This window comes from Psychromonas aquimarina ATCC BAA-1526, assembly GCF_000428725.1.
Classification (GTDB): Bacteria; Pseudomonadota; Gammaproteobacteria; order Enterobacterales; family Psychromonadaceae; genus Psychromonas; species Psychromonas aquimarina.
Genome location: NZ_AUAM01000037.1, coordinates 1 through 25,174, shown reverse-complemented (window position 1 = coordinate 25,174; position 25,174 = coordinate 1). Strand labels below are relative to the sequence as shown.

Annotated in this window: 24 protein-coding genes; 14 read left to right on the top strand and 10 right to left on the bottom strand. The window is 41.9% G+C overall.

Annotated elements, in window-relative coordinates; all coding sequences use genetic code 11:
• Positions 1-264 precede the first annotated feature (264 nt).
• From G337_RS0113990 to yfcE, 6 genes are all read left to right on the top strand, one after another.
• Entirely contained in the window at positions 265-1,134 is an 870-nt protein-coding gene (locus G337_RS0113990; RefSeq protein WP_028864449.1) for a delta-class carbonic anhydrase, read from the top strand.
• A gap of 208 nt (positions 1,135-1,342) precedes the next feature.
• Positions 1,343-2,077: a DUF1538 domain-containing protein gene (locus G337_RS0113985; protein WP_028864448.1), complete on the top strand. Its 735-nt coding sequence runs from the start codon at positions 1,343-1,345 to the stop codon at positions 2,075-2,077.
• Complete coding sequence (locus G337_RS0113980; protein WP_028864447.1) at positions 2,074-2,868, top strand: DUF1538 domain-containing protein; 795 nt, start codon at positions 2,074-2,076, stop codon at positions 2,866-2,868. Before G337_RS0113985 ends, G337_RS0113980 begins: the two co-directional genes overlap by 4 nt.
• Positions 2,858-3,208 (top strand): P-II family nitrogen regulator, encoded by a 351-nt coding sequence (locus G337_RS0113975; RefSeq protein WP_028864446.1) that lies wholly within the window; start codon positions 2,858-2,860, stop codon positions 3,206-3,208. The genes G337_RS0113980 and G337_RS0113975 overlap by 11 nt, the downstream gene beginning before the upstream one ends.
• Positions 3,205-3,609: a CBS domain-containing protein gene (locus tag G337_RS0113970; RefSeq protein ID WP_028864445.1), complete on the top strand. Its 405-nt coding sequence runs from the start codon at positions 3,205-3,207 to the stop codon at positions 3,607-3,609. The genes G337_RS0113975 and G337_RS0113970 overlap by 4 nt, the downstream gene beginning before the upstream one ends.
• A 40-nt stretch (positions 3,610-3,649) precedes the next feature.
• Entirely contained in the window at positions 3,650-4,195 is a 546-nt protein-coding gene (yfcE, locus tag G337_RS0113965) for a phosphodiesterase (protein ID WP_028864444.1), read from the top strand.
• A gap of 416 nt (positions 4,196-4,611) precedes the next feature.
• On the opposite strand, the gene G337_RS0113960 is transcribed toward yfcE, so the two are convergent.
• Entirely contained in the window at positions 4,612-6,060 is a 1,449-nt protein-coding gene (locus G337_RS0113960) for a BAR domain-containing protein (RefSeq protein ID WP_028864443.1), read from the bottom strand.
• A 593-nt stretch (positions 6,061-6,653) separates the two neighbouring features.
• Here G337_RS0113960 and G337_RS26290 point away from each other — a divergent pair.
• Positions 6,654-7,502 carry an AraC family transcriptional regulator gene (locus tag G337_RS26290; RefSeq protein WP_051303257.1) on the top strand — a complete coding sequence of 283 codons (849 nt, stop codon included), beginning with the start codon at positions 6,654-6,656 and terminating at the stop codon, positions 7,500-7,502.
• 156 nt (positions 7,503-7,658) lie between these two features.
• On the opposite strand, the gene G337_RS27755 is transcribed toward G337_RS26290, so the two are convergent.
• Positions 7,659-7,841, bottom strand: coding sequence for a type 2 periplasmic-binding domain-containing protein (locus G337_RS27755; RefSeq protein WP_028864442.1), 183 nt, complete (start codon positions 7,839-7,841; stop codon positions 7,659-7,661).
• Between the two features lie 564 nt (positions 7,842-8,405).
• Between G337_RS27755 and G337_RS0113935 the strand changes: the two genes are divergently transcribed.
• Complete coding sequence (locus G337_RS0113935; protein WP_028864441.1) at positions 8,406-8,699, top strand: putative quinol monooxygenase; 294 nt, start codon at positions 8,406-8,408, stop codon at positions 8,697-8,699.
• A 91-nt stretch (positions 8,700-8,790) separates the two neighbouring features.
• Here G337_RS0113935 and G337_RS0113930 read toward each other — a convergent pair whose 3' ends face one another.
• Positions 8,791-9,138 carry an Imm51 family immunity protein gene (locus tag G337_RS0113930; protein WP_028864440.1) on the bottom strand — a complete coding sequence of 116 codons (348 nt, stop codon included), beginning with the start codon at positions 9,136-9,138 and terminating at the stop codon, positions 8,791-8,793.
• A 276-nt stretch (positions 9,139-9,414) separates the two neighbouring features.
• Between G337_RS0113930 and G337_RS0113925 the strand changes: the two genes are divergently transcribed.
• Together G337_RS0113925 and G337_RS0113915 are read left to right on the top strand one after the other, a co-directional pair.
• Positions 9,415-9,924 (top strand): TFIIB-type zinc ribbon-containing protein, encoded by a 510-nt coding sequence (locus G337_RS0113925; protein WP_028864439.1) that lies wholly within the window; start codon positions 9,415-9,417, stop codon positions 9,922-9,924.
• 1,025 nt (positions 9,925-10,949) lie between these two features.
• Complete coding sequence (locus G337_RS0113915) at positions 10,950-12,518, top strand: alanine/glycine:cation symporter family protein (RefSeq protein ID WP_028864438.1); 1,569 nt, start codon at positions 10,950-10,952, stop codon at positions 12,516-12,518.
• A 72-nt stretch (positions 12,519-12,590) separates the two neighbouring features.
• Here the strand turns inward: G337_RS0113915 and asnC are convergent, their stop codons facing one another.
• Positions 12,591-13,052: a transcriptional regulator AsnC gene (gene asnC, locus G337_RS0113910; RefSeq protein WP_028864437.1), complete on the bottom strand. Its 462-nt coding sequence runs from the start codon at positions 13,050-13,052 to the stop codon at positions 12,591-12,593.
• A 163-nt stretch (positions 13,053-13,215) separates the two neighbouring features.
• Between asnC and asnA the strand changes: the two genes are divergently transcribed.
• Positions 13,216-14,217, top strand: a complete 1,002-nt coding sequence (asnA, locus tag G337_RS0113905) for an aspartate--ammonia ligase (RefSeq protein ID WP_028864436.1) — start codon at positions 13,216-13,218, stop codon at positions 14,215-14,217.
• 73 nt (positions 14,218-14,290) lie between these two features.
• On the opposite strand, the gene G337_RS0113900 is transcribed toward asnA, so the two are convergent.
• The 6 genes from G337_RS0113900 to G337_RS0113870 all read right to left on the bottom strand — a co-directional run bounded on the left by G337_RS0113900 (position 14,291) and on the right by G337_RS0113870 (position 22,126).
• The gene (locus G337_RS0113900) at positions 14,291-15,955 is read right to left on the bottom strand and encodes an FG-GAP-like repeat-containing protein (RefSeq protein WP_028864435.1); all 1,665 of its coding nucleotides are present in this window, start codon (positions 15,953-15,955) and stop codon (positions 14,291-14,293) included.
• Between the two features lie 513 nt (positions 15,956-16,468).
• Positions 16,469-17,719 carry an SGNH/GDSL hydrolase family protein gene (locus G337_RS0113890; RefSeq protein ID WP_028864434.1) on the bottom strand — a complete coding sequence of 417 codons (1,251 nt, stop codon included), beginning with the start codon at positions 17,717-17,719 and terminating at the stop codon, positions 16,469-16,471.
• An 81-nt stretch (positions 17,720-17,800) separates the two neighbouring features.
• Entirely contained in the window at positions 17,801-19,597 is a 1,797-nt protein-coding gene (locus G337_RS0113885) for an RICIN domain-containing protein (protein WP_028864433.1), read from the bottom strand.
• 470 nt (positions 19,598-20,067) lie between these two features.
• Positions 20,068-20,547, bottom strand: a complete 480-nt coding sequence (locus tag G337_RS0113880) for an aminoacyl-tRNA deacylase (protein WP_028864432.1) — start codon at positions 20,545-20,547, stop codon at positions 20,068-20,070.
• A gap of 111 nt (positions 20,548-20,658) precedes the next feature.
• Positions 20,659-21,249: an FMN-dependent NADH-azoreductase gene (locus G337_RS0113875; RefSeq protein ID WP_028864431.1), complete on the bottom strand. Its 591-nt coding sequence runs from the start codon at positions 21,247-21,249 to the stop codon at positions 20,659-20,661.
• Positions 21,250-21,442: 193 nt separating this feature from the next.
• Positions 21,443-22,126 carry a DUF3334 family protein gene (locus G337_RS0113870; protein ID WP_028864430.1) on the bottom strand — a complete coding sequence of 228 codons (684 nt, stop codon included), beginning with the start codon at positions 22,124-22,126 and terminating at the stop codon, positions 21,443-21,445.
• A gap of 286 nt (positions 22,127-22,412) precedes the next feature.
• On the opposite strand from G337_RS0113870, the gene G337_RS0113860 reads away from it, so the two are divergent.
• The 3 genes from G337_RS0113860 to G337_RS0113850 form a co-directional block, all read left to right on the top strand.
• Positions 22,413-23,834: an ATP-binding protein gene (locus tag G337_RS0113860; protein ID WP_037027535.1), complete on the top strand. Its 1,422-nt coding sequence runs from the start codon at positions 22,413-22,415 to the stop codon at positions 23,832-23,834.
• A gap of 3 nt (positions 23,835-23,837) precedes the next feature.
• Complete coding sequence (locus G337_RS0113855) at positions 23,838-24,521, top strand: response regulator (protein WP_028864427.1); 684 nt, start codon at positions 23,838-23,840, stop codon at positions 24,519-24,521.
• Positions 24,522-24,708: 187 nt separating this feature from the next.
• Positions 24,709-25,174 (top strand): EF-hand domain-containing protein (locus G337_RS0113850; protein ID WP_037027532.1); only part of this gene is annotated, 466 nt, incomplete at its 3' end.

Here is a 25,174-nt window from a genome sequence, read left to right as displayed (position 1 = left end):
ATTCAACGCAAATGAACTAATTATGTGAGCGGGCTAACAGAGCTGTTTTTTCGGAGGTAATGCTGAATAAGTCCGGCTTTAACGTGTAAAACAGGTCATAAAATTAGTAAACCTCCGCTTAAGCGCTGCTTCATTTTTACGGCCTGGCTGATTATTGTTTACCTTGTTTATAAATATATTATATATTCTATGTTTGCAATCTAACCGTATTGAAGTATTTGTATCTCTTTAGTAGTATCATTTTCTTTATAAGTAGGATTCACTATGAAAAAACAAGCATTAATTTTTTGTGCCGCGGCGGCGTTATTACCAGCAGCAAATGCAGCGGACTTTCACTCGGGAAAAGATGAGCAGGTTTCAGATAAAGTGGCTGCACAGCAGCGTGCTGAATTAGCCAAAAATACTGAAGGTAAAGGTTTCGGCCCTCAATCACCACGTGATATCGATTCAATACAGGGAAATAACCAACGTACTTTTGGAAGTGCTCCCGCTTATACGTCAATGAATCTATGTAATATACATTTTCATAAAAATGCTGAGCATAAAGGCGGCGAATTTACTAAATATGCCGGTAACGGAGATGGTCTCGGTTACAACAGCGGCTATGTTTATTCAGGTAAGTTAAGCAAGACTGAGTTAGCACCACTTAAAAAAGATATTGGCGGGGGAGAGCACGGTAGTTTATATCCAGGTGATACTATAGAAGTCCACTACGTACACTCGACGGCACAGGTAAAACCAGGCCCAACATTAGGCGCTTGTTTAGATGAATCAACTGGTAATCCACAGCTGCGCGTAGAAACGCAGGTATATGTTTTAGTTAATGATAACAATGCATTAAATTTTTCAGAACTCACAGAGCACGGATTAAAAGATGGTTATCATCAAGCCCTTAACATTCCAGATAATACCGGTACTGCCGTGCAGTATGCCGGATCAACAACCGGCCCGAGCTACAATGAAAAAGGATCTCCTTTCCAGGTATCCTGGAGCGTTCGGCCTAATGTTGCTAAAGTAAGTATTGAAAGTGTTGGAAAATGGCTTGAAGGTAATGTATTTGAGGAAGATCATGCTCATGGTGTGAGAAATCTAGTGACTAATCCAGATTTACTGTCTGGTAAAGCAGCGAAGTAACTGCCTGCCTCAGCATTTTTCTCTATTATTAAGTGTTTTTATTACCCGCTATACTCTAACTCTCTAGAGGCTACCTAATCGGCGACCTTTTTTGTATTTACATCGCGCTAAATCTCTCATTTATGTAAAAAAAAAGAGATAGTAATGGACGGAATTTTAATATTTGACCAACATTAAGAACAGGAGAATATTCTAAAGGGAGGGAGTCATGAAAGCACTGACTGCATTATTTAAAGCAATGCTGGGAAGCTTAGCTGATCTTCTGCCTATAGTATGTGTGATAGCTTTCTTTCAACTGGTGGTGCTGCAGGAGCCTCTTCCAAATATATTACCTATCCTTTTCGGCTTATTTTTTGTCGTGCTGGGTCTGACATTCTTTATTTTTGGTTTGAACATGGGATTGTTTCCCATTGGTGAAAGCATGGCGCAGGCTTTCGCCCGAAAAGGAAGTCTTTTCTGGTTAATCTTATTCGCATTTTGTTTAGGTTTTGGAACCACTATTGCTGAGCCGGCATTAACCGCTGTGGCCGATGAAGCCGCAGAAGTAGCAGCCGAAGGCGGGTTGATCCCGCATACTATTGATGAAATGGATGACTACGCCAATGGATTGAGAGTAACGGTGGCGCTTTCGGTTGGTATCGCAATTGTATTAGGCGTGGTTCGCATTCTTAAAGGCTGGCCTATCCATGTAATGATTATTGGTGGTTATCTTGGTGTTGTTGTACTAACCTGGTTTGCCCCGCAGACCATTATCGGTATTGCTTACGATTCCGGCGGTGTTACTACGTCCACTATTACCGTCCCTCTGGTAACCGCTCTAGGCGTAGGGCTGGCATCATCAATTAAAGGCCGAAATCCTATGCTGGACGGATTTGGTTTGATTGCATTCGCTTCCTTGTTACCCATGATGTTTGTGATGCTCTACGGGATGGCTTTATCATGATAAGCCCGTCGCAGTTCATTGATACGTTTATCAGCACAGTGGTTGATGTTATTCCTATTGCGGTCATCATCTTTGGATTTCAACTTGCGGTATTAAGAAAACCAGTTGCTAATTTAGCAACAGTTGTACTGGGTTTTTTCTATGTCATTTTAGGCTTGTCTCTCTTTTTACTGGGACTGGAGTTAGCACTTTTTCCATTGGGCGAAACCATGGCGGAGCAGCTGACCGCACCCGAATTTATTTACTCTTTTAAAGATGACATCACAGAGTCTCTGCACTGGATTGATTATTATTGGGTTTATCTGTTCGCATTTGCTATCGGATTCAGCACAACCATTGCCGAGCCTTCGTTAATTGCCGTTGCTATTAAAGCTAACCAGGTCTCTGCCGGCGCCATCAGCGTGACTGGTTTACGAGTTGCAGTGGCGTTAGGCGTAGCGATTGGAATTTCCTTAGGCAGTTACAGGATCGTTGTTGGTGATCCCATTCATTATTACATTATGGCTGGTTATGTCGTGGTTATTATACAAACTTATTTTGCGCCGAAACTGATAATACCGCTAGCGTATGATTCTGGTGGTGTTACAACATCGACGGTGACTGTTCCATTAGTCACGGCATTAGGTCTAGGGTTAGCTTCCACCGTTCCGGGACGAAACCCTGTTATTGACGGTTTTGGATTAATCGCATTTGCAAGTTTATTTCCAATAATATCAGTTATGGCATACGCCCAGATTACTCAATGGCTAAACTCAAGAGCAGATTCTAAGGAGAATGAGGATGCGCTTTAAACTAATAATTGCCTTTGTAGAAGATACAAAGACAGATGCTGTTTTAGATGCCGCGCGCTCAGCAGGAGCCACTGGCGCAACCGTAATTAATAACGCAAGAGGGGAAGGGCTGAATCAAAAAACCACCTTTATGGGCCTGACCTTAGATGTTCAAAAAGACGTTTTGTTATTTGTAGTAGAAGAACACTTAGCCAGGCATATATTAGAAACAATTGATAAGGTTGGTGAGTTTGATCAGCAGTCGGGGCGGGGCATTGCCATTCAAATAGACATAGAAGACGCGGTTGGAGTTGCCCATCAGGTGGAAACATTAACTAAGATAGTAGAGGACGAGCTATGAACCAGCATAAGATTATTAGAGTAAGAGATGTTATGGCCAATACTTATGTGATGGTCGATGGAGTAACCACAGTTGAAGAAGGTATTCGCTTAGCACGACAGCATGCCGTAAAAGCGTTAATAGTGAACAAGCGTCACGATGATGATGAATACGGTATTGTTTTGATGAATGATATTGCCAAGAAGGTTTTAGCACAGAACCGTTCTGTTGAGCGTACTAATATTTATGAAATCATGACCAAACCTGCGCTGTCTGTTTCACCTGATATGAAGGTGAAGCACTGTGCGCGATTGTTTGAGCGTTTTGGCGTTAGTCGTGCTCCTGTTATTGAAGATGGTAAAATTATTGGTATGGTGAGTTACAATAATATCGTGTTAAACGGTATGGCGCTGGATGCTTAAGACTGTAAAATGGGATAAAAACTTTTAGGAGACTACCCATATGAAACTGTTTTTTGCTTCGGATCTGCATGGTTCATTACCTGCAGCAGAGCAGGTGCTGGAGAAGTACCAGGCATCAGGTGCTGATTATCTGGTGATTCTAGGTGATCTGTTGAATCATGGACCTAGAAACCCTGTTCCACAGGGGTATCAACCTGCGGCCGTTGCGCAGCTTCTGAATAATTACAGTGATGAAATTCTGGCTGTTCGCGGCAACTGCGACAGCGAAGTTGACCAGATGCTGCTTAACTTCCCCATGCTTGAAACCTACTCATGGATTCTGCTGGAAAGCGGTACGCGAATATTTCTAACCCATGGCCACCTGTACAATAGTGATCATCGACCGCCGCTGAAAGCAGGTGACGTGATTGCACATGGTCATACGCATATACCTGCGGCAGAACAAAACGGCGCTCAGTTTATTTTTAATCCAGGTTCGATAACTTTCCCTAAACAAGGCTATACGCCTAGTTACGGGCTGTACGAAGAGGGCACGTTTAAAGTGCTCTCATTTTCAGATGAGATTTTGAAGCAGGTAAGTATCTAAACAGGTTTATACCCGTTACCATTCAAGATGCAAAAATCAGCAAGTCGTGAGGTGAATAGTTTCTAGGCGTGAAGGTGAAGATCTAACTGGTTAAATCGAAACTTCACAACAACGAAAGTGTTTGCCTCACGGCTTGCCCTGTGGGGCGCTAGCTCGAAAACCAATACAGCGTTGCAGCATTCGATAAGGACTAGCCATTGTCATCATGCTGCTGAGTAAAACGGCTAACTTAACTGTAGTTTTATCTGCTTGTTTACTGATGGTCTAGGGGCTAGTTAACTATCTACGGCATAAAGGGGAAGAAAGTGAGTTAGAATTTTTGCTCTATTTATCTGTTGAGATTCCACATTTACGCTCGCTTTCGCCCCTATATAATATGAGTTGTCTACAAATTTGCGGCCGGCATTACTTAACCACTACAATGTCTTGTTCCACATATTTTGCCGTTTTGCAAAAGAAAAAAATTCATAAGGATGCCAGCACTTCGGGATCAAGTCGAGTTCTTCATGCCGCTCTTCAAAGTTGCTCCAGAGTTTACTCAGTATTCCTTTGAGTCTTTCCGGGCTAATCTTCATCAATTTTTTTCGTGCATCCGCGAAATATAAGTTATTAACCGGCGCTATATTAAGATCCCCGCCTGATGAGATGAAAACCTGGTTTCTCGTGGCAATACGGCAGATAGGACTGTATGGTTCTTGAGGATAGAGTGTATTTACTATGGCAAACTCGTACCTCTCCAAATCATATCCCTTCGAGTTTTTAGGGATATAAGCAATGCCGTAGCCTTGAGGAAAGATACCGGTGATTTTGAGCAGGGTCTCTACCACCTGCTTGTTAATGGATCCTCTTTCTACGCCTTTATTTAGCACTTGAAATACTTTGGGAAGGGAGGCATAAGTAAAATTTCGTTTGGTGGACAGGACCACTGAAGTGTAAATTTGAGGGACCTTAATCAGGTTACCAATGCCCTGTTTAGGATTGAGAGAGCTTTTCAACAACAAGCGGATAAAGGCAAGTTTTTCTTCTTCCTTCTTGTTAAATATTTCTCTTTCGGCTTTTGAGCCTCCAATATATTTATCAAGCCCCAAACCATCCGTTAGATAGTTTAACGTTTGCTGATAATTGCATTTTAACAAGTCTAGCCTTTCATCAGCACTTAATACTCTGAATTCGTCTGCATCACCAGACTCTCCTTTTAATATCTGTTGTGCAGCAGGATGGCAAAGACCCACATCATGTAATAAAGAAGTCATTAATAAAGGGATTTGTACTTCCGCGCCAAAGGAGAGGAGTTCTTCAGTATCGTCCGGCAAAATCCATTTAAGGATATACTCATTGGCTATTTTGTTATCTTCGAGTAGTTGATCAAGCAGTTTCAGACTGAGTACGGCTTGGTATAAGTGCTGACTTTGCTGATTGTACTGCAAGGCAGGATTTATTCCTTCAGGCGCCCTTAACGATAGAGTACCGAGTAACTTAGCAATTTTTTTATCTGTGTCATCCCTGTTTTGACCAATACAGAAAGATAAAATTTCATCGCATATACTTTTTAGTTTACGTAAGCGAGAGAGCCGTTCTTCATTCTGTTGAGATTCAAACACCTTAATTTTTTTAAGGTTCTGTTCCACCTTAGATTTCAGTTTTTTGACGTTTTCTGATTTGCTGTTAGCAGATAAATTCTGCTGTGCAGTAGTTAAGCTCTGGTGCAGAGCCGCCAAATTTTTCTCTATCTCTGGTAATTGGGCAAAATAAGCTGCTGCTTCTTCGTATACAGAATCTTTTAGCGGTGATGACGTGTGAATTTTTTTAACGATATTGCTAATAACTTTAGTACTTGACGATTCACTTGTCGTATTTTTATTCATGTAATAACTTACCGTTATAGTTAATGAAATTCATTTTATAGCTTAGCATTCTTTTTCCTAAAGACCATTTGTGTAAGGAGCAAAAAGGCAGGACAGCCGAATATTATGATTCTTTTAACGCCATTACATTAAGCGAAACATGTCAACTAAATATAACTGTTACAGCCTGTTATACCATAGTTTAAGTAAGGGTAATGGCCTGCTATTCTTTAACAGGTCACACTGACCACGTTCGCTTTTTCCGAGTGAGCAGAGTTATCATGCACACTTTTCATTTTCATCGAAAATGCACCTGAAATAGAAAAATACTAAGTTTTGTACAAGACTCGCAGCTGGGAGAAAGCAAGCATCTGTGGGAGAGCATCTCATACTGAGTAGAAGATTTTATTGCTTGCCTGCAGTGATACAGGTGATGCCGGATTAAACAATTCCTGTATATTTTGTGTTTTTTGATGACAGGGTTTTAAAATGTGATCTGATTCACGAAGTGCGTTTTAACCGCTTAGATGAAAAATAGTTGTCGATGTATTGCTTTAATTTGCTTTAAACTATTTTGGTTTTAATTTTTTACAGTAAAGCAGTGGTGAGTTGAGATGCAGTGGCCGGAGTTGTGTGAGATTTCCAGTAAATGTAAGCAGCATATACTGGAGCGGGAAGATGAAGCAAAATTAGCGACACTGGGTTACGCGCAGCTTGGCTCATGTGATGCCCTTGAGACCTTCAGTCTGTACCGTCAGAATCCGAAGTATCATATGCTATTATATACTACGCACGGGGTTGGGCTTCTGCATACGCAGGATGAGTCGTTCCGACTTGAAGCCGGATCATTAATTGTGGTGCCGAAGGGCTGTGCAAATGGCTTTGAGATGGACTGTTCGCACTGGTCAGTAACCTGGGTAATGCTCGACGGCAGGTTAAAGTGGCCGCTACAGAAAAAATCCGGTGCTTATCTGCAGTCCACCACCTATGGCGCGGTACTGCGCCATACCATTGAGTCCTTGGTACTCAGCGGTAAATACTGCGAGTTTGATGATCCCTGTCTGCACAATATGCTGGTGGAGCAGCTGCAGCACATAGTGTCATCCAGTCTGCAGAAAAAAACGCAGTTATCAGCGGTGCAGATGCGTCTGCAGCATTTCACTTACCTGCTTAGTCAGCAGCTTCATAAAGACTGGACAGTTGAGCAGATGGCAGCTCTTATTTACTGTTCGCCGGCACACTTATACCGTTTAACTAATCAGTGGTTAGCGAAAACCCCCATGCAGCACCTGCAGGATCTGCGTATTGAACAGGCTAAACAGTCTTTAGCGCTGCAGCACTGGTCTATTCAGGATATCGCGCAGCAGGTGGGTTTCAAGGATCTAGCGAATTTCAGCCGCCGTTTTAAAACCCTGGTGGGTAAAACCCCTACAGCTTACCGGACTGCAAAACGCGCTGAATAGGGCTGTTTATTAATTATACCAAATCCACTAATTTTCTATTCATTGATGCTTGTTAAAATGGACGCTAGCTTCGTTCTTGATTTTGTAATTAGAATAACTAGTTACTGCAATCAACGCCTTGCTTTCATCCATTTTTCCTTCGCCTAAATAGATTATCTAATTAATGGAATTGGTATTACTGCTTAAAACTTGTGATATTTTACTGCGCAGCATATCTCGCAGTGCTAATACCGCAGGCGTAACAGATTTGCGGTTAGGGCAGACCATAAACAGCCCTGTCTGAGTCCTGTATGGCGATAAGATTTCGACAGCACGGCCGAGTTTAAGGTCAGTACTCATATAAACCCGGTTTCTAAGGCGGTAGATTAAGCAGTTATGATTGAGCTGCTCCCGCGGCACTTTCGGGGGCCGAACAGCTTTAGATAAGCGGGTGAAGCACAGGTTATTCTGTTTATTTTTGCAATCGAGAAAGCCGCCAGTGAAGAGTCCAGCTGCTGACCATAGCGTAAAAGCAGATCCACTCTGTCCTGATAAAAACAGGCCAGAGTATCACTTACGCTTAAATGAACTGATAACTGCTGTCCATCATTTCATCTATCCAGGGAAGCAGTATATTACGTTCTAAACCGGAAGGCGAAGCTCACCGGATATTTCATCTTTTATGCTGTTAACAGACAGTAAGTTTTCGTTTAAAACATTTATTGCCTGGCGGCTGCTGCTGTTATATCAGGCTTCTGTACAGTCGGGGGGGGTGCTGTGGTTGTCTGCTATACGAATAACAAGTTCAAGACCGGTTGTGTTCATTATCAATTTTTTTTTGAAAGTGTAAGGTGTTTGCCCCTGTTTATGGTTAGTTTAGCAATGGCTATAATCACTGCAGCTCAACAACAGAAGGTAAGTAAAATGAAAAATGTATTAACGATTGTCGCACGAATAGAAGCAAAAGCAGATCAGGTTGAATTAGTGAAAAGCGAGTTAGTAAAACTAATTGAGCCGACTCGCCGGGAAGAGGGATGTATTCAGTACGATCTGCATCAAGATAGACTTAATCCCAGTGTTTTTATTTTTTATGAAAACTGGGAAAGCAGAGATCTTTGGCAGATGCATATGAATAATACCCATTTAGCGGAATATATGCAGGCAACTGAAGGAGCTGTTGCGGACTTTACCTTAAATGAAATGAGTGTAATTGCTTGATTTTATCAGCGTGTCTGCGCTCTCTTTTTTGAATTCTTCGTTCCCTGAACGGTGCGGGAACGAAGTTAAAACAGAGGCGGATAAAAACTGTTTAAGCAGTATCAGGCTCAAATTCATACTGAGCATATTGTGCAATATGCGCATCTAATAAAGCATCATCCTGGTAAAATGCAAAAACCATTTGTGCAGTTTCGTGTAATGCATCTTTATCTTCGCTGCGGATACAAAACATCATAGTCTCATCGCCAAAGGTGAGTTTTGACAGAAGCTGTGGATTCTTTTCTGTCAGCAGATTTTCTATCAGCAGGGCCCAGTCTTCTCCATCACCCAAAAAGTCATGGCGTTCAAATGCAGTCCATTTCATATCACTTAAAGTAAGGGTATGTATTTTTTGGAAACTTGAAATCAAGAAAGGTTGGTAAACGTTTTTCTGTTTCATAATATCTCTCTGAGGTAAGTGAATTAAACCTATGTTTTTACAGCTTGCTGTTCATCCTGCTCAGGCATCACTTTTTTAATGGTGCATATATCAAGCTTTTGAATTTAAAAAGTAAAGCCTGCCAAATTCAGCTGTAATTTACTCATATATGTGAACACAGCGGCTGGATATAAAAAATACTCTGGGGCTTATTCTTTGAATAAAAATTATTCTAGTTATGGTATATAAGTGACATAATTGAAGTTTAAACGCTTTATTTTTGTAAAAGGAAGTCATATGAAATGTCCTAGAACAGGTGTCGACCTGAAACCCGTTAATATAGGCGGGATTACCGTCGATATTTCTGAAAAATGCGGCGGTGTATTTTTTGATCATGATGAAATAGAAAAGTTCGATCAGAAAACAAAAATCCGCGGCGGTTTATTAGTCCAGCATCTGAAACAGTTTACCCCGCCGTCACTGGATTTAAATAAACATATCAACTGTCCAAAGTGCAGTGGTGTTGTAATGGATAGAAGTTTTTACAGCTCGAAGAATAAAATTGAAGTCGATAAATGCCCGAGTTGTGCCGGTATCTGGTTTGATTTCGGCGAGTTGGAAAAGCTGAGAAATTTAATCCCGGTTTCAGCCGGTAGTTATAAAACGGGCCAGCAGTTTGAAGAGCGGCTGTTAAACAGTCCGGCTTATCAAGAATATAAAACAGCCCTTGATGACAATGCGGATGATACAGCACGTCGTGAAAAAGCTGATCAGCTGCATCTGTTTCTATTTAACTGTATTTATTAAAGCAGAGAGCAGACCCTTCAATTCTTCCCGTTTTAGTAAACCTAAAACCGTTAAATTACTGCTTAAGGTTAAAGCACGTAGATCCCTGTCGTTTTTTGACAAGCCGTTGTTTATTCAAAACAGCGGTTTTCCCTTCTTTAATCCGTTTCCTGTGCATAAAACGAACGATCCAAAACAGTGCGTTATGCACTGATGTGGTGCGTTATTTTTCTTTATCAGCCAGTAAAATAGCGTATTTAATCTGTTCTGCTGCTATAGAAAAACTCTTGAGCTGTTGAGCATAGAGGGTTTTAGTACTCCTTAATGAGTGCTTGATTCTGTTGGCATATAAATTGCTCTTAACAACAGTCTGTTGTGCCGAGAGCTGCTGATTTATAAATAATAATAAAACTTAAACCGCTGATTTTTATCTTTATTTATTTTTCCTGGTATGCAGTTTGTTAAAGCTAACGCTGAGTGGACATTTATCATGCGCAGGATTTTAATCTGTCCTGCTTCTGTTGATGTACGGCAGATGTTTATTTTGCTTTTGTAACGCATTGTTTATTAAGTGCTTTGTTGTGCTGGTAAACGCGCTTAATGCTTAGTTGTATGCCGAGGCGGTAAGTTCTTTCGTGTCGGGAAATTGAGTTGTGTTACATGGTTGTGAAATTATTGTTATTTTTGTCAGAAGAGTGACCTGCTCTGCAGTATATAAAATAAACAATGATAAGCATCACTGTTTGTATCAGTGCACTTATTTATCTCGAAAATTCCTCTGTATAAACAGTTACCAGTCGCGCGGAGAGCATAACATTTACTTTCAGCGACATCTTTAACTGAGTTAAACAGGGATAAATGTGCACCTGAATTCAGCGGTTATAAAACTATTACTTTATTAATCAGGACAGCTTGTCTGCTGTCTGCTTTTAATACAGCAAGGCGGCTTTAGAAGTCTGTTTATCTTTGAAAATTGCCTCCAGCAGGAACAAAGAGCAAAGATAAACAGGCCCTAGTAACTATATAAATAAATTATAAGGGTTTATATGCAGGAATTTGTTGGTTTTTTAAATGGTATTATCTGGAGTCCGGTACTAATTTACCTTTGTTTAGGTGCTGGATTATTTTATTCAATCATTACACGATTTGTGCAGCTGCGGCTTTTTAAAGAGATGCTGCGTTTGCTGTTTTCTGGAAAAAGCTCCAGCAGCGGGATCAGTTCATTTCAGGCTTTAGCGGTATCTTTATCCGGCCGTGTTGGTACGGGGAATATCGCCGGCGTTGCCGCTGCTATCGGTTTCGGCGGACCAGGTGCGGTCTTCTGGATGTGGGTGGTTGCCTTCTTAGGTGCATCGACAGCCTATGCGGAATCAACGCTTGCGCAGATTTATAAAGAAAAAGACGAAGGACAGTTCCGAGGCGGCCCTGCTTATTATATTGAAAAAGCAATGGGACAGAAATGGTACGCATGGATTTTTGCCATTGCGACTATTTTTGCCTGCGGTGTACTGCTTCCCGGTGTACAGTCAAACAGTATCGGTAATGCAGTTGAGAATGCTTTTGGTACGGGCGGTATGATTGAAACCGGTATTGGTATATTCAGCTTTGCTAAAATAATAACCGGTGCAGGTACAGCGCTTATTCTTGGTTTTATTATTTTCGGCGGTGTTAAACGTATTGCGAATTTTACGCAGGTTGTTGTTCCGTTTATGGCACTCGCTTATATCATTATTGCTTTTATTATTATTCTTCTGAATATAGGTGAAGTTCCAGGCATCTTTAAAATGATCGTCTCCGATGCTTTTACACCAATGGCAGGTTTTGGTGCCGCTATCGGCTGGGGGGTTAAGCGTGGAATTTACTCAAATGAAGCCGGGCAGGGAACAGGTCCTCATGCAGCTGCCGCCGCCAACGTTGATCATCCAGCGCAGCAGGGCCTGGTACAGGCATTTTCTATCTATATTGACACTTTACTGGTTTGTTCTGCGACGGCATTCATGATTCTTCTTACCGGTGCATACAATGTTCACGGCGGTGCTCCTGATGCATTTATTGTCCAGAATATCGCGGCCGAGGTCAGTGCCAACGGTCCGGTCTTTACTCAGATGGCTATTGAGCAGACCTTCCCGGGTGTAGGTAAAGTATTTATTGCGCTTGCTTTGTTCTTCTTTGCCTTTACAACGATTCTGGCTTATTACTACATCGCAGAAACAAATATCGCCTATTTACGCCGCACGATAAAAATTCCGGGCATGGTATTTGTGCTTAAGCTGGTTCTGATGGCAGCAGTGTTTTACGGCACAGTGAAGACCGCAAGTCTAGCCTGGGCAATGGGGGACGTTGGTGTTGGTTTAATGGCATGGTTAAATATTGTCGGTATTGTAATTATCTTCTTTATGGCAAAACCGGCAATGGCCGCATTAAAAGATTATGAAGCTCAGATGAAAGCCGGTGTTAAACAGTATACCTTTAACCCTGCTGCGCTGGGTATTAAAGGTGCTGACTACTGGGAAGACCGCTATAAGAAACAACGCGGCCAGTTAGGCACTCAACCAGAGATCTCAGAAACAGATAACAATGAGCAGCCCGATCTGGCGCTTAACTCTGTTAAGTAAGTAACATTAAGTCAGGTTATTAAAGCCCGATGCAGGTAACTGTTTCGGGCTTTATTATAGGAGCTCCCGATACTAAGGCAGTACATCTCGATTAATCGGATTTTGTAATGAGATTAAGGTTTCCGTTGACTGAATCGCATCAATGGCCTGCACTTTATTAATCAAAGTCATCTGCAGGTGGTCAATGGAACGTGTCATCAGCTTGATAAAAATACTGTAGTTACCCGTGGTGTAATAAGCCTCAACCACTTCTTCAAGTGCTTCTAATCTTTTAATGGTATCCGGGTAATCTTTGGCATTTTTCAGATTAATACCAATAAAACAGCACACATCATAACCCAATGCTTTTGCATTAATCGACACTTTAGTGCCTTCAATAATGCCCGCCTGCTTCATTTTTTCTATTCTTACATGAATGGTACCGGCACTAACCGCACAATTTTTAGCCAGTTCTGCATAGGGAATACGCGCATTTTCAGATAATGCGTTAAGTATCTCTTTATCTAGATTATCGATCTCATAATTTACCGTCATATTTATCACCCGTAATTATTGATTCCTTAGTTAATCGCTTATTTTATTGATGATTCTTTTTGTGTAAAGCTATTTTTGTTGGCGGATATTGAGCTTTGTGCCTGATTAGGTAATTATATTTACCAACTTGTTAACCAGAAACTATTTATAGAGAAATAAAATTATGACTAGCCAATACATTCAAAGCCAGCAGCAGATCAGTAAAGCCAAGCAGATCTTTTCATCTCAACTGGAACAAAAATTAGGGCTGATTGAAGTACAGGCACCAATTTTAGCTAAAGTAGGGGACGGCATTCAAGACAACCTAAGCGGTTATGAAAAAGCAGTTTCGGTTAAAGTAAAATCTTTGCCTGAACATGCTCAAGATTATGAAGTGGTGCACTCGCTTGCTAAATGGAAGCGTAAAACTTTAGGCGAGCATGGTTTCAGTGTTGGTGAAGGTATCTACACGCATATGAAAGCACTTCGCCCTGATGAAGAAGAGTTAAGCCCGATTCATTCTGTTTATGTGGATCAGTGGGACTGGGAGAAAGTGATTTGTGAAAGCTCAGAACGTTCTTTAGATTTTTTAAAAGAGACTGTCAGTACGCTGTACAGTGCAATTAAAGCGACAGAATCTCAATTGGATGAAATGTATGCTCTGAAACCGTTTTTACCGGAAACTATTACTTTTATCCATGCGCAGCAGCTGGCTGAGCAGCATCCTGAACTGTCATCTAAAGACCGTGAAAGAGCCGCCGTAAAAGAGTTCGGTGCGGTATTTTTAATCGGTATCGGCGGTCTTCTGTCTGACGGAAAAATTCACGATGTACGTGCGCCGGATTACGACGACTGGTCAAGTGCAACCTGTGATAAATATGCCGGATTAAACGGTGATATTTTAGTATGGAACCCGGTTTTACAGGATGTATTTGAAATATCTTCAATGGGGATCCGTGTCAGTCCGGAAGCATTACAGAAGCAGCTTAAAATCACCGGTGATGTTGACCGTTTACAGCTTGACTGGCATAAGATGTTATTAGAATCTAAATTACCGCAAACTATCGGCGGCGGTATAGGACAGTCGCGTCTGGCTATGCTGCTGTTACAAAAGCAGCATATTGGTCAGGTACAGGTTGGTGTCTGGTCTGATTGTCTGAAAGAAAAGGTAGAAGCGATCCTTTAACTCAAAAGTAAAACAGTACTCCGGCAGATTATGCAGGAGTACTGAGTTGTACGGCTGTTATAACCGCTCGGTTTTAATGAGCAGCTGAGATAGCCGTATAAACATTATCTTCATAGAAACCGACTAAATCCGGAATACCGCTGCCGGTGACATCTGCAAATACCCGCACTGAGTTATTACCAGTCCAGCCTACATTTTTAGTAAACTGATGCCAGCCTAGCTCATTTTCATCATTATGACGGTTTTCAGTGGTGTAAGACCAGACACCGTTTAAATGCTCAAAGCGTTCGCCGGTGGAGTGAGCTATTACTACATCTTTATTGCCGATAGTGACAATATCAGCCCTGCCGTTACCGTTCATATCAGCCAGACCTCGATAATGATCTGCATTATCCCAGCCGTCGATAAAACTGGCGTGATTACCCTCCTCATCTGTTTCCGGTCCTAACCAGGGTTTTGCCTGCGCAAATTCAGTGCCGTTATTTTCCGCTACATAGATGGCATCAGCGCCGAAAATAACTGCATCAGGATAACCGTTACCTGTTACATCTCCGGCTAAACGCAGGTATTTAGTCAGACTGGAAGCAAAATCGTGTCCCTCTTCGCTGCCGTTAACGACTGCTTTTGCGCCGAACTGCTCTGAGTATTTCTGCATAGGAGCGAATCTTCCGTCTTCAGCGTAAGCGACATAAACGCCGTCTTCACCAAAGGCAACAATATCGGCTTTACCGTTGTTATTCATATCCTGCATCTGATAAACGTGGCGTTCAGCCGTCCAGATGTCGGCTGAAGCAAAATCTGTCGTCCATAGTTCTGCCTGGTAATTATTGGCCGCGCTGGCGACGTACACTCCGTCAGCTGCAAAGCCGATTAACTCCGCTTTACCGTCGCCGTTAATATCGGCGGTGGTGCGGTAATCTGCCGCGGTCCATGAACCAGAAGCTGGTAAGAAGTTGTCTGTCAGCAGTACTTTATCTTCAAACTGACTGGAGCCGTTACTGTAACCTGCATATACGCTGCCGGCTTGAAACCCGACGGCATCTGCTTTGCCGTCACCGTTTATATCTGCAGCCGTTCTGACATCCTGGTTTACCACCCAGCCTGCGTTGTTGGTGAACTCTTGTGTCCATACGCTTTCATTATCAATAATGGTGGATTCGAAGGTGTTTTCCCCTTCAACAAAGGTGCCTGCACCAAACTCATTATTGAAATAATAGGGAGCAGAGGAGTCATTACCCGCGCCGCCGCGGTGCATATGGTAGTTACTTGTTACCAGTGTGTATGACTGGACAATAAACTCTCTATTGCGCACTTTTTCATCTAACAGTTCTTTAACGTACTGCGCATTGGTGACGGTATCGGTTGACTCCTCTTCAAGCATAATCTGATCTTCAGGAACGCTGTATTTACTGATCAGGATATCACGCATTGCACCCGCTTCAGTTTTATCTGTGTCTACTTCACCTTCAACACAAAGTGGTACAGAAGTTGGGTTACCCTTACCTGAAACCACATAGAGAGGGTTTTCTTTTTTGCTGCCCTCTAAGTACAGTCGGTCAACGCGGCTTTCCAGTAAAATTCGGGGCGAACAACTGGCATAGTTTACCTGCAGACCTAAGCCGATAACGATATCGGCATCGGCAATGGTTTCTTCATTGATTATGGTTTCGTCATTATTACAGGCTGAAAGTAGAGAGATTGTGATTAGTGACAGGCTTAGCGCTCTGATTTTTTTCATAATTAATACCATCCTCTTAAGTTCAATTCCAAATTAGACTGAAGAGGATATAAAGGAGTTGATAACCTTGTTCCGTGGTGCGAATAAAGTAACGCTGCTGTCATATTTCAACAACGCTGCAGTTTTTGAATTGTGATCTTGACTGGCTATTCTTTAGTCAAAAAATAATGTAGATAAACTCTGTTTTTTTAAATTTTTAGCTGACAATAAGTGCGCTTTTATTACCTGTTTTTTTCTCTAAAGTGCTTATTTTCTGATCTTTTATTAAACATGTTCAGCATGTAAATTCTATTGTATTTACAAATGGTTATAAGCTTGTAGGCAGATGGCGCTGTATCAACAGGTCTGGAGAATTTGTTTTATTGCTAAGCTTTTTATTACAAGTGTACAGGGGCGTTTACGATGTGAAATTATCTTTTTGCCTGCTGCTTATTTAAGCAGGCCGGGAAAAAATGAAGGTGCCTGGTTATTTTTTCAAACAACAAGGCACCTGTTTTATTAAAGTTAGACTACTTATTTAAAAGAAAAATTATCGATTGATAAACGGGTAATCTCCTCTGCCATTATTTTATGCGTTTGTGTTGTCGGGTGAGTAACGCCCCAGAACACATAACTGTCTGCACCGTCTGCCGCACAACCATTACTTAAAGAATGGCTTAGCAGATAATCGATGGAATTACTGCGGTTAATATCTAAACATGCATCAGTTGTATTTTTAAATCCATATTTTTCAGGATTCTGGATTGCATCATTAAACAATGTATAGGTATCAAACAAAGAAATATTAACTCCCTGCGCCGCATATTGATTAACCTGCTGCTCAATAAACAGGTTAAAAGCTTCAATCTTCTGCTTAATCTTCAAGGCGTCGGCAGGATCGCTGTATTTAAACTGCGGTGCTTTAGTTGCATCCGGCAGGTTAAGAACCAGAATATTCTGTGCACCGTTTTCAGTCAGCGTCTGCATCGCCTTGCTGAAGTCAGCTGATACATCGGCTACTGAGCGGCCGTAATTAACAAAGTCATTTAATCCGATCTCTAGTGTAAACAGGCTGTTTTGCGGCTGATAGTTTTTCGCCATTTTCATATACACTAAATATGAGTCGATCTGATCATTAACACCCGATAAAGCCAGGTATTTAGTCTCTCCGGCAGCGCCGCCGACAGCCCAGTTATATAAAGGAAGATCATGTTTTTTCGCTAAGTATTCAGTCCATACTAAACCATTGCTGAAATGACCTAAGAACCATGAGTTACTGTTTGGAAACTTCCACTGTGAAGCGTTAAACATATTTCCAGTGTCTGAGATACTGTCACCGATACTGATTATTTTATTAATGACCGGCGCCTGATAACTGCTGTCATTTGTCCAGATTGAATGGTTATATGAGAAGCGGTTATCAGATGCGAAATAGGTAATATCAGCAGCTTCATGGTTTACATCCAGGGTTTTATCACAGCGTGTTTTTATTTCATCCTGGGATCTGTCGGTATAGAACATATTTTTAAATGATATTGAGGAGTACCAGTAACCCGGCAGTTTATAATAACTGCCGTCGTCATTCAGCGCCCATTCCCAGTCTGTTGCAGGATCATTATGATTGTAATGCGGACGGTACCAGCATCTAACATAAGTATAAGTGTCTGATGACTGTACGCTTTTTACCTCTGCTGCGGTTATGCTTTCAGGAGTGACAGCTTCGCCGGCAGAAGCAAACGGGGATAGTGAAAGTAACAGTGTTGTAACCAGTAAATTCTTTTTCATGTATAAATCCATATAATTTTTGAGTAAAGAGTATTGCTGTGAATAAAATCCCGGGCAGCTTATTCCGCCCGGGAAGTTTTGTTACGGTTTAACTGTGCTGAAATCGGTAAAACGGCTTGTATAAAGGACACTGTCCGGCTTTTCTTCGTTATCCGCTAAGGTGATAACTTCTGGTACCCGGCTGGATGCATCGATGGCGTTAATTGTTCGGTCGTAGTTGACGGTATAAAGTACGTCGTTGGCAAAACCGTTAGGCTCCTGCCAGTACCAGACCTGCGTATTTCGCGCGTAATCGGCTGAACAGTCAGAGCTTAATGTCAGACTGCCGCCTGATGTCTCTAAGCACTGGTTAATATTGGCGACACTTCTGTATCTCTGTTCCTGATCGTAGACAAATGACTGTGACTTGGCACCGTCAATACAGTCCTGAAATGCCAGACTGTTATCACCAAGCACGGTTAAACACTGTGCGCTTTCCTGGCTTAAATAAGTTGATTTAATAGTGACGGAGTCTGTGCCCAGAAACCACGGACTGTCCCAGTTAACCGTGACAGAAAACTGATCTGAATAGGTTAATTTTTCAAAGTCTCTGTCGGTTTTCCAGTCAGAGTCGGAACCTGTATTGCTGGTCCATAACTGGCTTCCAGATGCGTAACGGCGTCCGAGTATCCAGCGGTTATGACCGAACAGCGCTAAGCTGCTTATCTTGGTTTTTACGCTGATATCCGATGAACCAGATACATTTTCTTTAGCTGCTATTTTGGCAACAAAATCGGGGCGCAGACCGCTGATCGCCAGTGAATTGTTATCTCTTAATTTATCAAAATTCCACGGATTGCCGCGGCGTTCATCATAATCCCAGCACCAGCCGTCAGCCGTGCCTAGGTTACAAAAACCATTTACCGCTTTGACTGCTGAGCCGTACTTGTTGTTTACATATTTGACAGTGTAACCGTCCGGATTAGTTGTCGAGACCAGGCCGAACTGTTTTTTATTAGTGATGCTGTATTTATCAGTAAATGTATATTCAATATCTTTGATGGGAATTTTAGGAGAAAAACCTAAACCGACTTTGATGCTGGTGCTGGTTTCTTTTTCAATTTTAGATTCAACCTGATCCTGCATTCTCGGGTAGAGATCATTGAGGTAGATCTGCCCGGAGCGTAATTTAGCGGAGTCATTCACTTTTATATCAACGCTGATATCATCCAGGTATTCATTATAAACATAGCTGGTATTACTGTTGCTGTTCCAGCGTCGATAAATATCAGACCAGCTGTCAGCCATGCCCATATCAACTCCAGAGCCCTCGGCAAGTACGATTTCTACATACTTGTCTTTATCACCTGAGCGGGCATAAAACGGAGATTTACTATAGAAGCGCAGTTTATATTTTAAAGTGACATTACCCTTATTTTGTCTTTCGACACTAAAGCGCTTGTGTATCACCTGCTCCATAATACTGCCGTTATCTGATGCTGCTGATCTGCGGGTGCGGCTTAATCTGCTTAAATCTGTGCTTAAATTTTCTGCAATATAATCCAGCTCGATCTCATCAAGCAGGTAAATTTCTCTTTTTTTAAGACTGCCGGGTTTAGTGACCAGCATGTAGTTACTGTGCATGCCTAAACCTAAGAGGCGGTAGGTAAAGTTTTTTCTGTCAGTTAGATTCTGATCTTTTAAATTTAATAGATAATATTCACAATCGCTCGGCAGCTCCGCCTCTGTGCCGTAAAGATGACACTGTTCCTGAAAGAAGGGGGTGGTGGTTTGAATAAAATCAGATATTGAATCTGTCTGTGCCAGGTTTGACGCGTAAGCAGCTGAGCTGAATGCAGCCAGTAAGCTCATGCTGATAATAGAACTCTGTATTTTCACTATGCTCTTCCTTGTATAAAAATTGGTTATGGTTAAATCCGCGCGAATATTAACCGGGCATATTCTAGGGGCGCTTTCAATCATTAACTGTGACGTATATATATGTATGTGACTTTTTTGTTGTAAAGTGGGGCGTTTTTTTTATGGTTTTGAGTAAAAGTGTTACTAAGATCAACTCTTGTTTTTGTGCCGGCTGCTTTACATGTGGTTAATCATGTAAGTTATTGTTAATGCGTAACTATTATCTATATTGGTTAAGGTTGTAAATTATGCTGAGGCTGCAGGTTTGATCTGTGGTGGTGTTTTTTTAGTCTTGGGTTTAGTTTCTTGTGATGATTTTGTTTTTATGTTGCAGTGCTTTTTAAAAGGCAGGATTGATCTGTCGGGAGATCTAGAAATAAGGACGCTCAACATACATATAATAATTGTGTATGTTGAGCGTTAATTAACCTGTTGAGCTGTACTTTTTATTAATGAAATACTCTATGACTGAAATGTAGATGTTTTGTATTGTGCATCAGGCGGCTGAATTCATCCTGACTTAGCTGTATTAAGGAAGTATGATCGCCGCCTTCCAGATACAACTGTTCCTGCAGCAGTAAATTATCGTCATAGACTTTGTCTATGTCGGAGGCCTGTACGAGAGGCGGTACAGCACCGAGACTGCAGTCAGCAAACAGATCATAAACAGCTGATTCTTTAATCAGATGAAATTTTCGATTTAACTGTTCGTTGAGTGCGGTTAAGCTGATTTTATGGCTGGCCGGTAAAATTGCCATCAGCTTGTTTCCCGCATGATCTTCCAGCATCACTGCTTTAGCAACCTGAGATGCAGGAACATTCGAACGAATAGCTGAACTGAGAGAATTTTTACTTGGTGCATGCTCGACTAACCGATAGTGGATGCGAGTTTTATCAAGATATGTGCTCACTCTTTCTACAATGCTCATAAGAATCTCTCCTTTAGTGACGGGTCACCTAAAGTATAGTTTATATGGCAAATAAGCGGCAGATGCAGCTGGGTTAAGTCCCTGCTGCCCGGCATTCTAAGATTGTTAGGGTTAGGCGACAACAGCAAGCTGTTCACGTGCCTGTTCAAGGTTAACTGCCGCCGCTTCAGGGCCCATTGCTAATGACTCTGCGTAGACAACTTCAACATCTGTAATGCCGATAAAAGCAAGTACATTTTTTAAATAAGGGATCATCTGATCACTGGCCTGATCTTTATGCATGCCGCCGCGGGTAGTGACAACAACAGCACGGGTACCTGTGATTAACCCCTCGGGCCCCTGTTCGGTATAAGTAAATGTTTTACCTGCACGTGCAACCAGATCGATCCAGATTTTTAACTGTGTCGGGATCATAAAGTTATACATAGGGGCGCCGATTACTAACAGATCGGCAGACTCCAGTTCAGCAATCAGCTGGTCTGAAAGGTTCAGGGCATGCTGCTGCTTATCATTAAGCTGTTCGGGTGATCTCATTGCTGACGCTATTTCACCATCTAAAACCGGCAGAGGCTGCTCCGCAAGGTCGTGCACTGTAACCGCCGCCTGCTGCTGTGCATACTGTGCTAATAATTCATCAATTAATTTTGACGAGCTGGAGTAGTCTCCTAAAATGCTCGATTTCAACGCTAATACATTAGTCATAACTTTATCCTTTTCTGTTGGCTTGCTTAGAAGTATACGGGTCAGGAAATATTTAAACAGGGGATTATATCGCGCAGTTTGTTCAGTTTTTTTGATCTATTATTTCAGCTGAAAATATTGAAAAAGAAAAAAGCGCTTAACTGCTGTGGTGCAGTTAAACGCTTTTCTGTGGTGCGGATTAAAAAAGCAGGTCTTAGAACCCCAGCTGGTCGAGCAGATCCTGATCCACCAGATCGCTGCTTTCATCTTTAGGTTCTGGTTTACTCTCTTTTCTGCCGTTTTCCTGCTCAAGAATTGAATCAGCATCAAAGGCTTCTCTTTCTTCAAAATTAGCCAGCTTGATAAATTCAGTTTTATCCATGGCTAACTCTAAATAGAAGATACTGTTTTTTTCGGTGGTGAAAGTAACGCGTCTTGCCTGCGGACGGTCCAGGTTAGTATCAATTGACAGCATCACCTGTTTATTAATAGTTAACATTTTAGGCTGGTTTTGTGTAATTGATGTATGCAGCTCATGGCCGATCACGCCGGTAAAATCCCCGACAATCTGATTCATCAGCTCGCCCATCACATCACCAACATCATCGGCGGTATGCGACTGTGCCAGTTCGTTTTGCGGAATTCCCATATGAATCATATAGTTCTGATAGATTTCTATGGCTGCTTGGGCTGTGAAGTTGATAATAACTAATCCGGAGAAACCACCGTCAAAGAGTACAAAACAGCCGAGATCCGGTTTGAGGCAGGTTTTATTAATCTTCTGCACCATTGAAGAGTAGTTAATCGGATGGTCGGTGGCAGTGCTGAGTACAGATTTTACCGAATTACATAAGACCAGCAGAATATCATCTGTTGTTATTGTTTTAGTTTTAGCCATGGAAGTCCCTGTTAAATATTTTTGTATATCATTCTGATAGTTGAAATTTTTGCTAAAAAGCCGGATTTATTTAGTACATAATAATCTATTCATTTAATTACGCTTTATCACAATGCACAGTTTTGATAAAAGACTGGGCAGCATAGCTTTTAAAATAACAATGCGGCATTTTCTGCTGAATGCTCTGCTCAATAGTTAGTGCATCTGCAAATAATTGTTGACAGCATAAAATGCTGTTGTTTAATTTAAAGCTAGTCATTTTATCTATCATTGCAAGGTTCACTGAATGCGCTTAACCATTTTTCATAAACTGTTTATTTCTCTGCTGCTGATCAGCGCCATAATGATGGCCGGTATGGCACTGCTGATTAATAATAGTTTTCAGAGCGGGCTGCAGACCTATCTTAATCAGCGCGAGGTGGAAAAGCTTGAGGTGATTGCGGTGCAGATCAGTCAGTATTACTCAGAGCAGCACGGCTGGAATAAAATTAAAACTCAGCCGAGGCTATGGGATAATTTACTGAAACATATTGCTGAGCGTCCAAAAAGAGATAAACACTCATCAAGAGATAAGCGGTCACGAGGGCATCGTTCCGCTGAGGCTCTGTATGACAGAGTTTTTCTGCTTGATGCGCAGGAAAAACCGGTTCTTTACGGCCCTAAAAAACATAGACATCAAAAAGTGCAGCTGCAGTTTATTAAAGTACCTATTCTGGTGAATGAGAAAACGGTCGGCTGGATCTCTATTATTCAGAAAAACCAGATTTCCGGGCCGCTTGCAGAGAGCTTTTTTGAGCAGCAGTTAAATAACTTTTATCTGATTGCCGCCTGGGCCGCTTTGTTTTCATTTGTTGTGGCTGCTCTGCTGGTCCGGCATTTTCTCAAGCCGCTGAAAAATCTGCATACAAGTGCCGAAGCGCTGGAAAATGGTGATTTCCAGCAGCAGATTCCGGTCCAGGGAAATGATGAATTAGCTGAGTTATCAATAACTTTTAACAGTTTAACTAATACATTAAAAGAACAGAAGCAGAGCAGAGAACAGTGGCTGGCGGATATATCCCATGAGCTGCGTACGCCGGTTGCTGTTTTACTCAGTGAAATAGAAGCGATCCAAGACGGTATTCGTAAAGCAGAGCCTAAGTATATAAAATCCCTGCATGATCAGGTTATGAATCTGCGCTGTCTGGTTGATGATCTTTACCAGTTATCACTTTCTGATGCGGGTGTGAATATTGAAAGATCCCAGCAGGTTGATTTAACACAGCTGCTGCAGAGGGTTGCGGATCAGAATGAAGCCCGTCTGGCTGAAAAAAATATACAGCTGAAACGTAATTATGAAAACAGCGGTGCAGTGATATTAAAGGCTGACCAGAAATCATTAATACAGCTGATTTTAAATATTTTTGAAAACAGCTACCGTTATACGGATCCCGGCGGGCTGATGCAGATAACTCTGCGGCATAATGAACAAAGCATTGAGCTGATTATTGAAGACAGCGCCCCTGCGGTGCCTAATGCCTCATTAGAAAAGCTGTTTAACCGCTTATATCGTGTTGACAAGTCCCGCAGTAGAGCCAGCGGCGGTTCCGGACTTGGCTTATCTATCTGCCGTAATATTGTTAACGCGCACGGCGGCAGTATTTGTGCAGACCATTCAGCTTTGGGCGGTCTGCAGATAAAAATATCACTGCCGATTAAGGAACTTTAAGTTATGAATTATCAGAAAAAAACAATTCTTGTGGTTGAAGATGAACCGTCACTGGCGGCAGTTTTATGTGAATATTTTTCTCAGTCCGGGTTTCAGACGCATATTATCGATAACGGTTTAGAAGTTATCGACTGGGTGAAGCAGCATCATCCGGATCTGCTGATCCTTGATTTAATGCTGCCGCAGCGTAACGGTCTGGATATTTTCCGTGAACTGCGTACTTTCAGTCAGGTACCAGTGGTGATGGCGACCGCTAGAATCGATGAAATAGACCGCTTAGTCGGACTCGAGCTGGGAGCTGATGATTATATCTGTAAACCTTACAGCCCGAGAGAGGTGGTGGTGCGCGTGAAAAATATATTACGCCGCTCCGGTGAAGAAAATAGTATCCGCCAGCCAAGCCTCGGGCTTTGTATTGATGATAAAAAAATGCAGGCAGAGCTTAATGAGCAGCCTGTACCGCTGACCCCGGCTGAATTCCGTCTGCTTTCATTTTTTAATAAACATCCTGAGCAGGTATTCAGCCGTGAACAGCTGATGACCCAGATTTATGACGATAACCGCATTGTAACGGATCGTACTATTGATAGTCATATCAAAAACTTACGCCGCAAACTGCAGGATATTTCGGCTGACAGTGAATATATTAAGTCAATTTACGGCGTAGGTTATAAATTAGCATTATAAATCTCCTTATTTTCTCCACATTTCCTGCTCATTTGCATCTTATAGTTTATTCATCAAGTTAATAGAGCGGTCTGCAGAGGTGCCGGGTTTCGCCAGGCACTGCACAACTGTTAATTAACTCAGCATATTCGTTTCTATTAAAACGAATGATATGAATATTAGGCTATATGAACTAAGTGAGATAATTATGAAAAAATACGCATTGATTACAGCAGCAGTATTAATGGGCACCGCCAGCTATACCTTTGCTAACCTGGTAAATGAGAACGTGGTTACTTACCCGGAAAACAGCAGCTCGGCTCAGTCAGATAAACAGCATAAAGGTCCGACATTTGCGCAGCTTGATAAGGACGGCGACGGTGAAATAAGTAAAACCGAAGCGCGTGGTCGTTTATTAGTACATTTTGATGATGCTGATACAAGCGGCAGCGGTACTATTTCCCAGGCTGAGTTTGAAGCTTTTAAAATAGATAACGCAGGCAAAGGCGGTAAACAGCACAAGCAGCGTCCGACATTTGCACAGCTGGACAGCAGTGATGACGGCCAGTTAAGCAGAGATGATGTGCAGGGACGCTTATTAGCTGACTTTAATAAAATAGACAGTGACGGCAGCGGTATGATTTCCCAGGCTGAGTTTGAAGCTTTTAAAATAG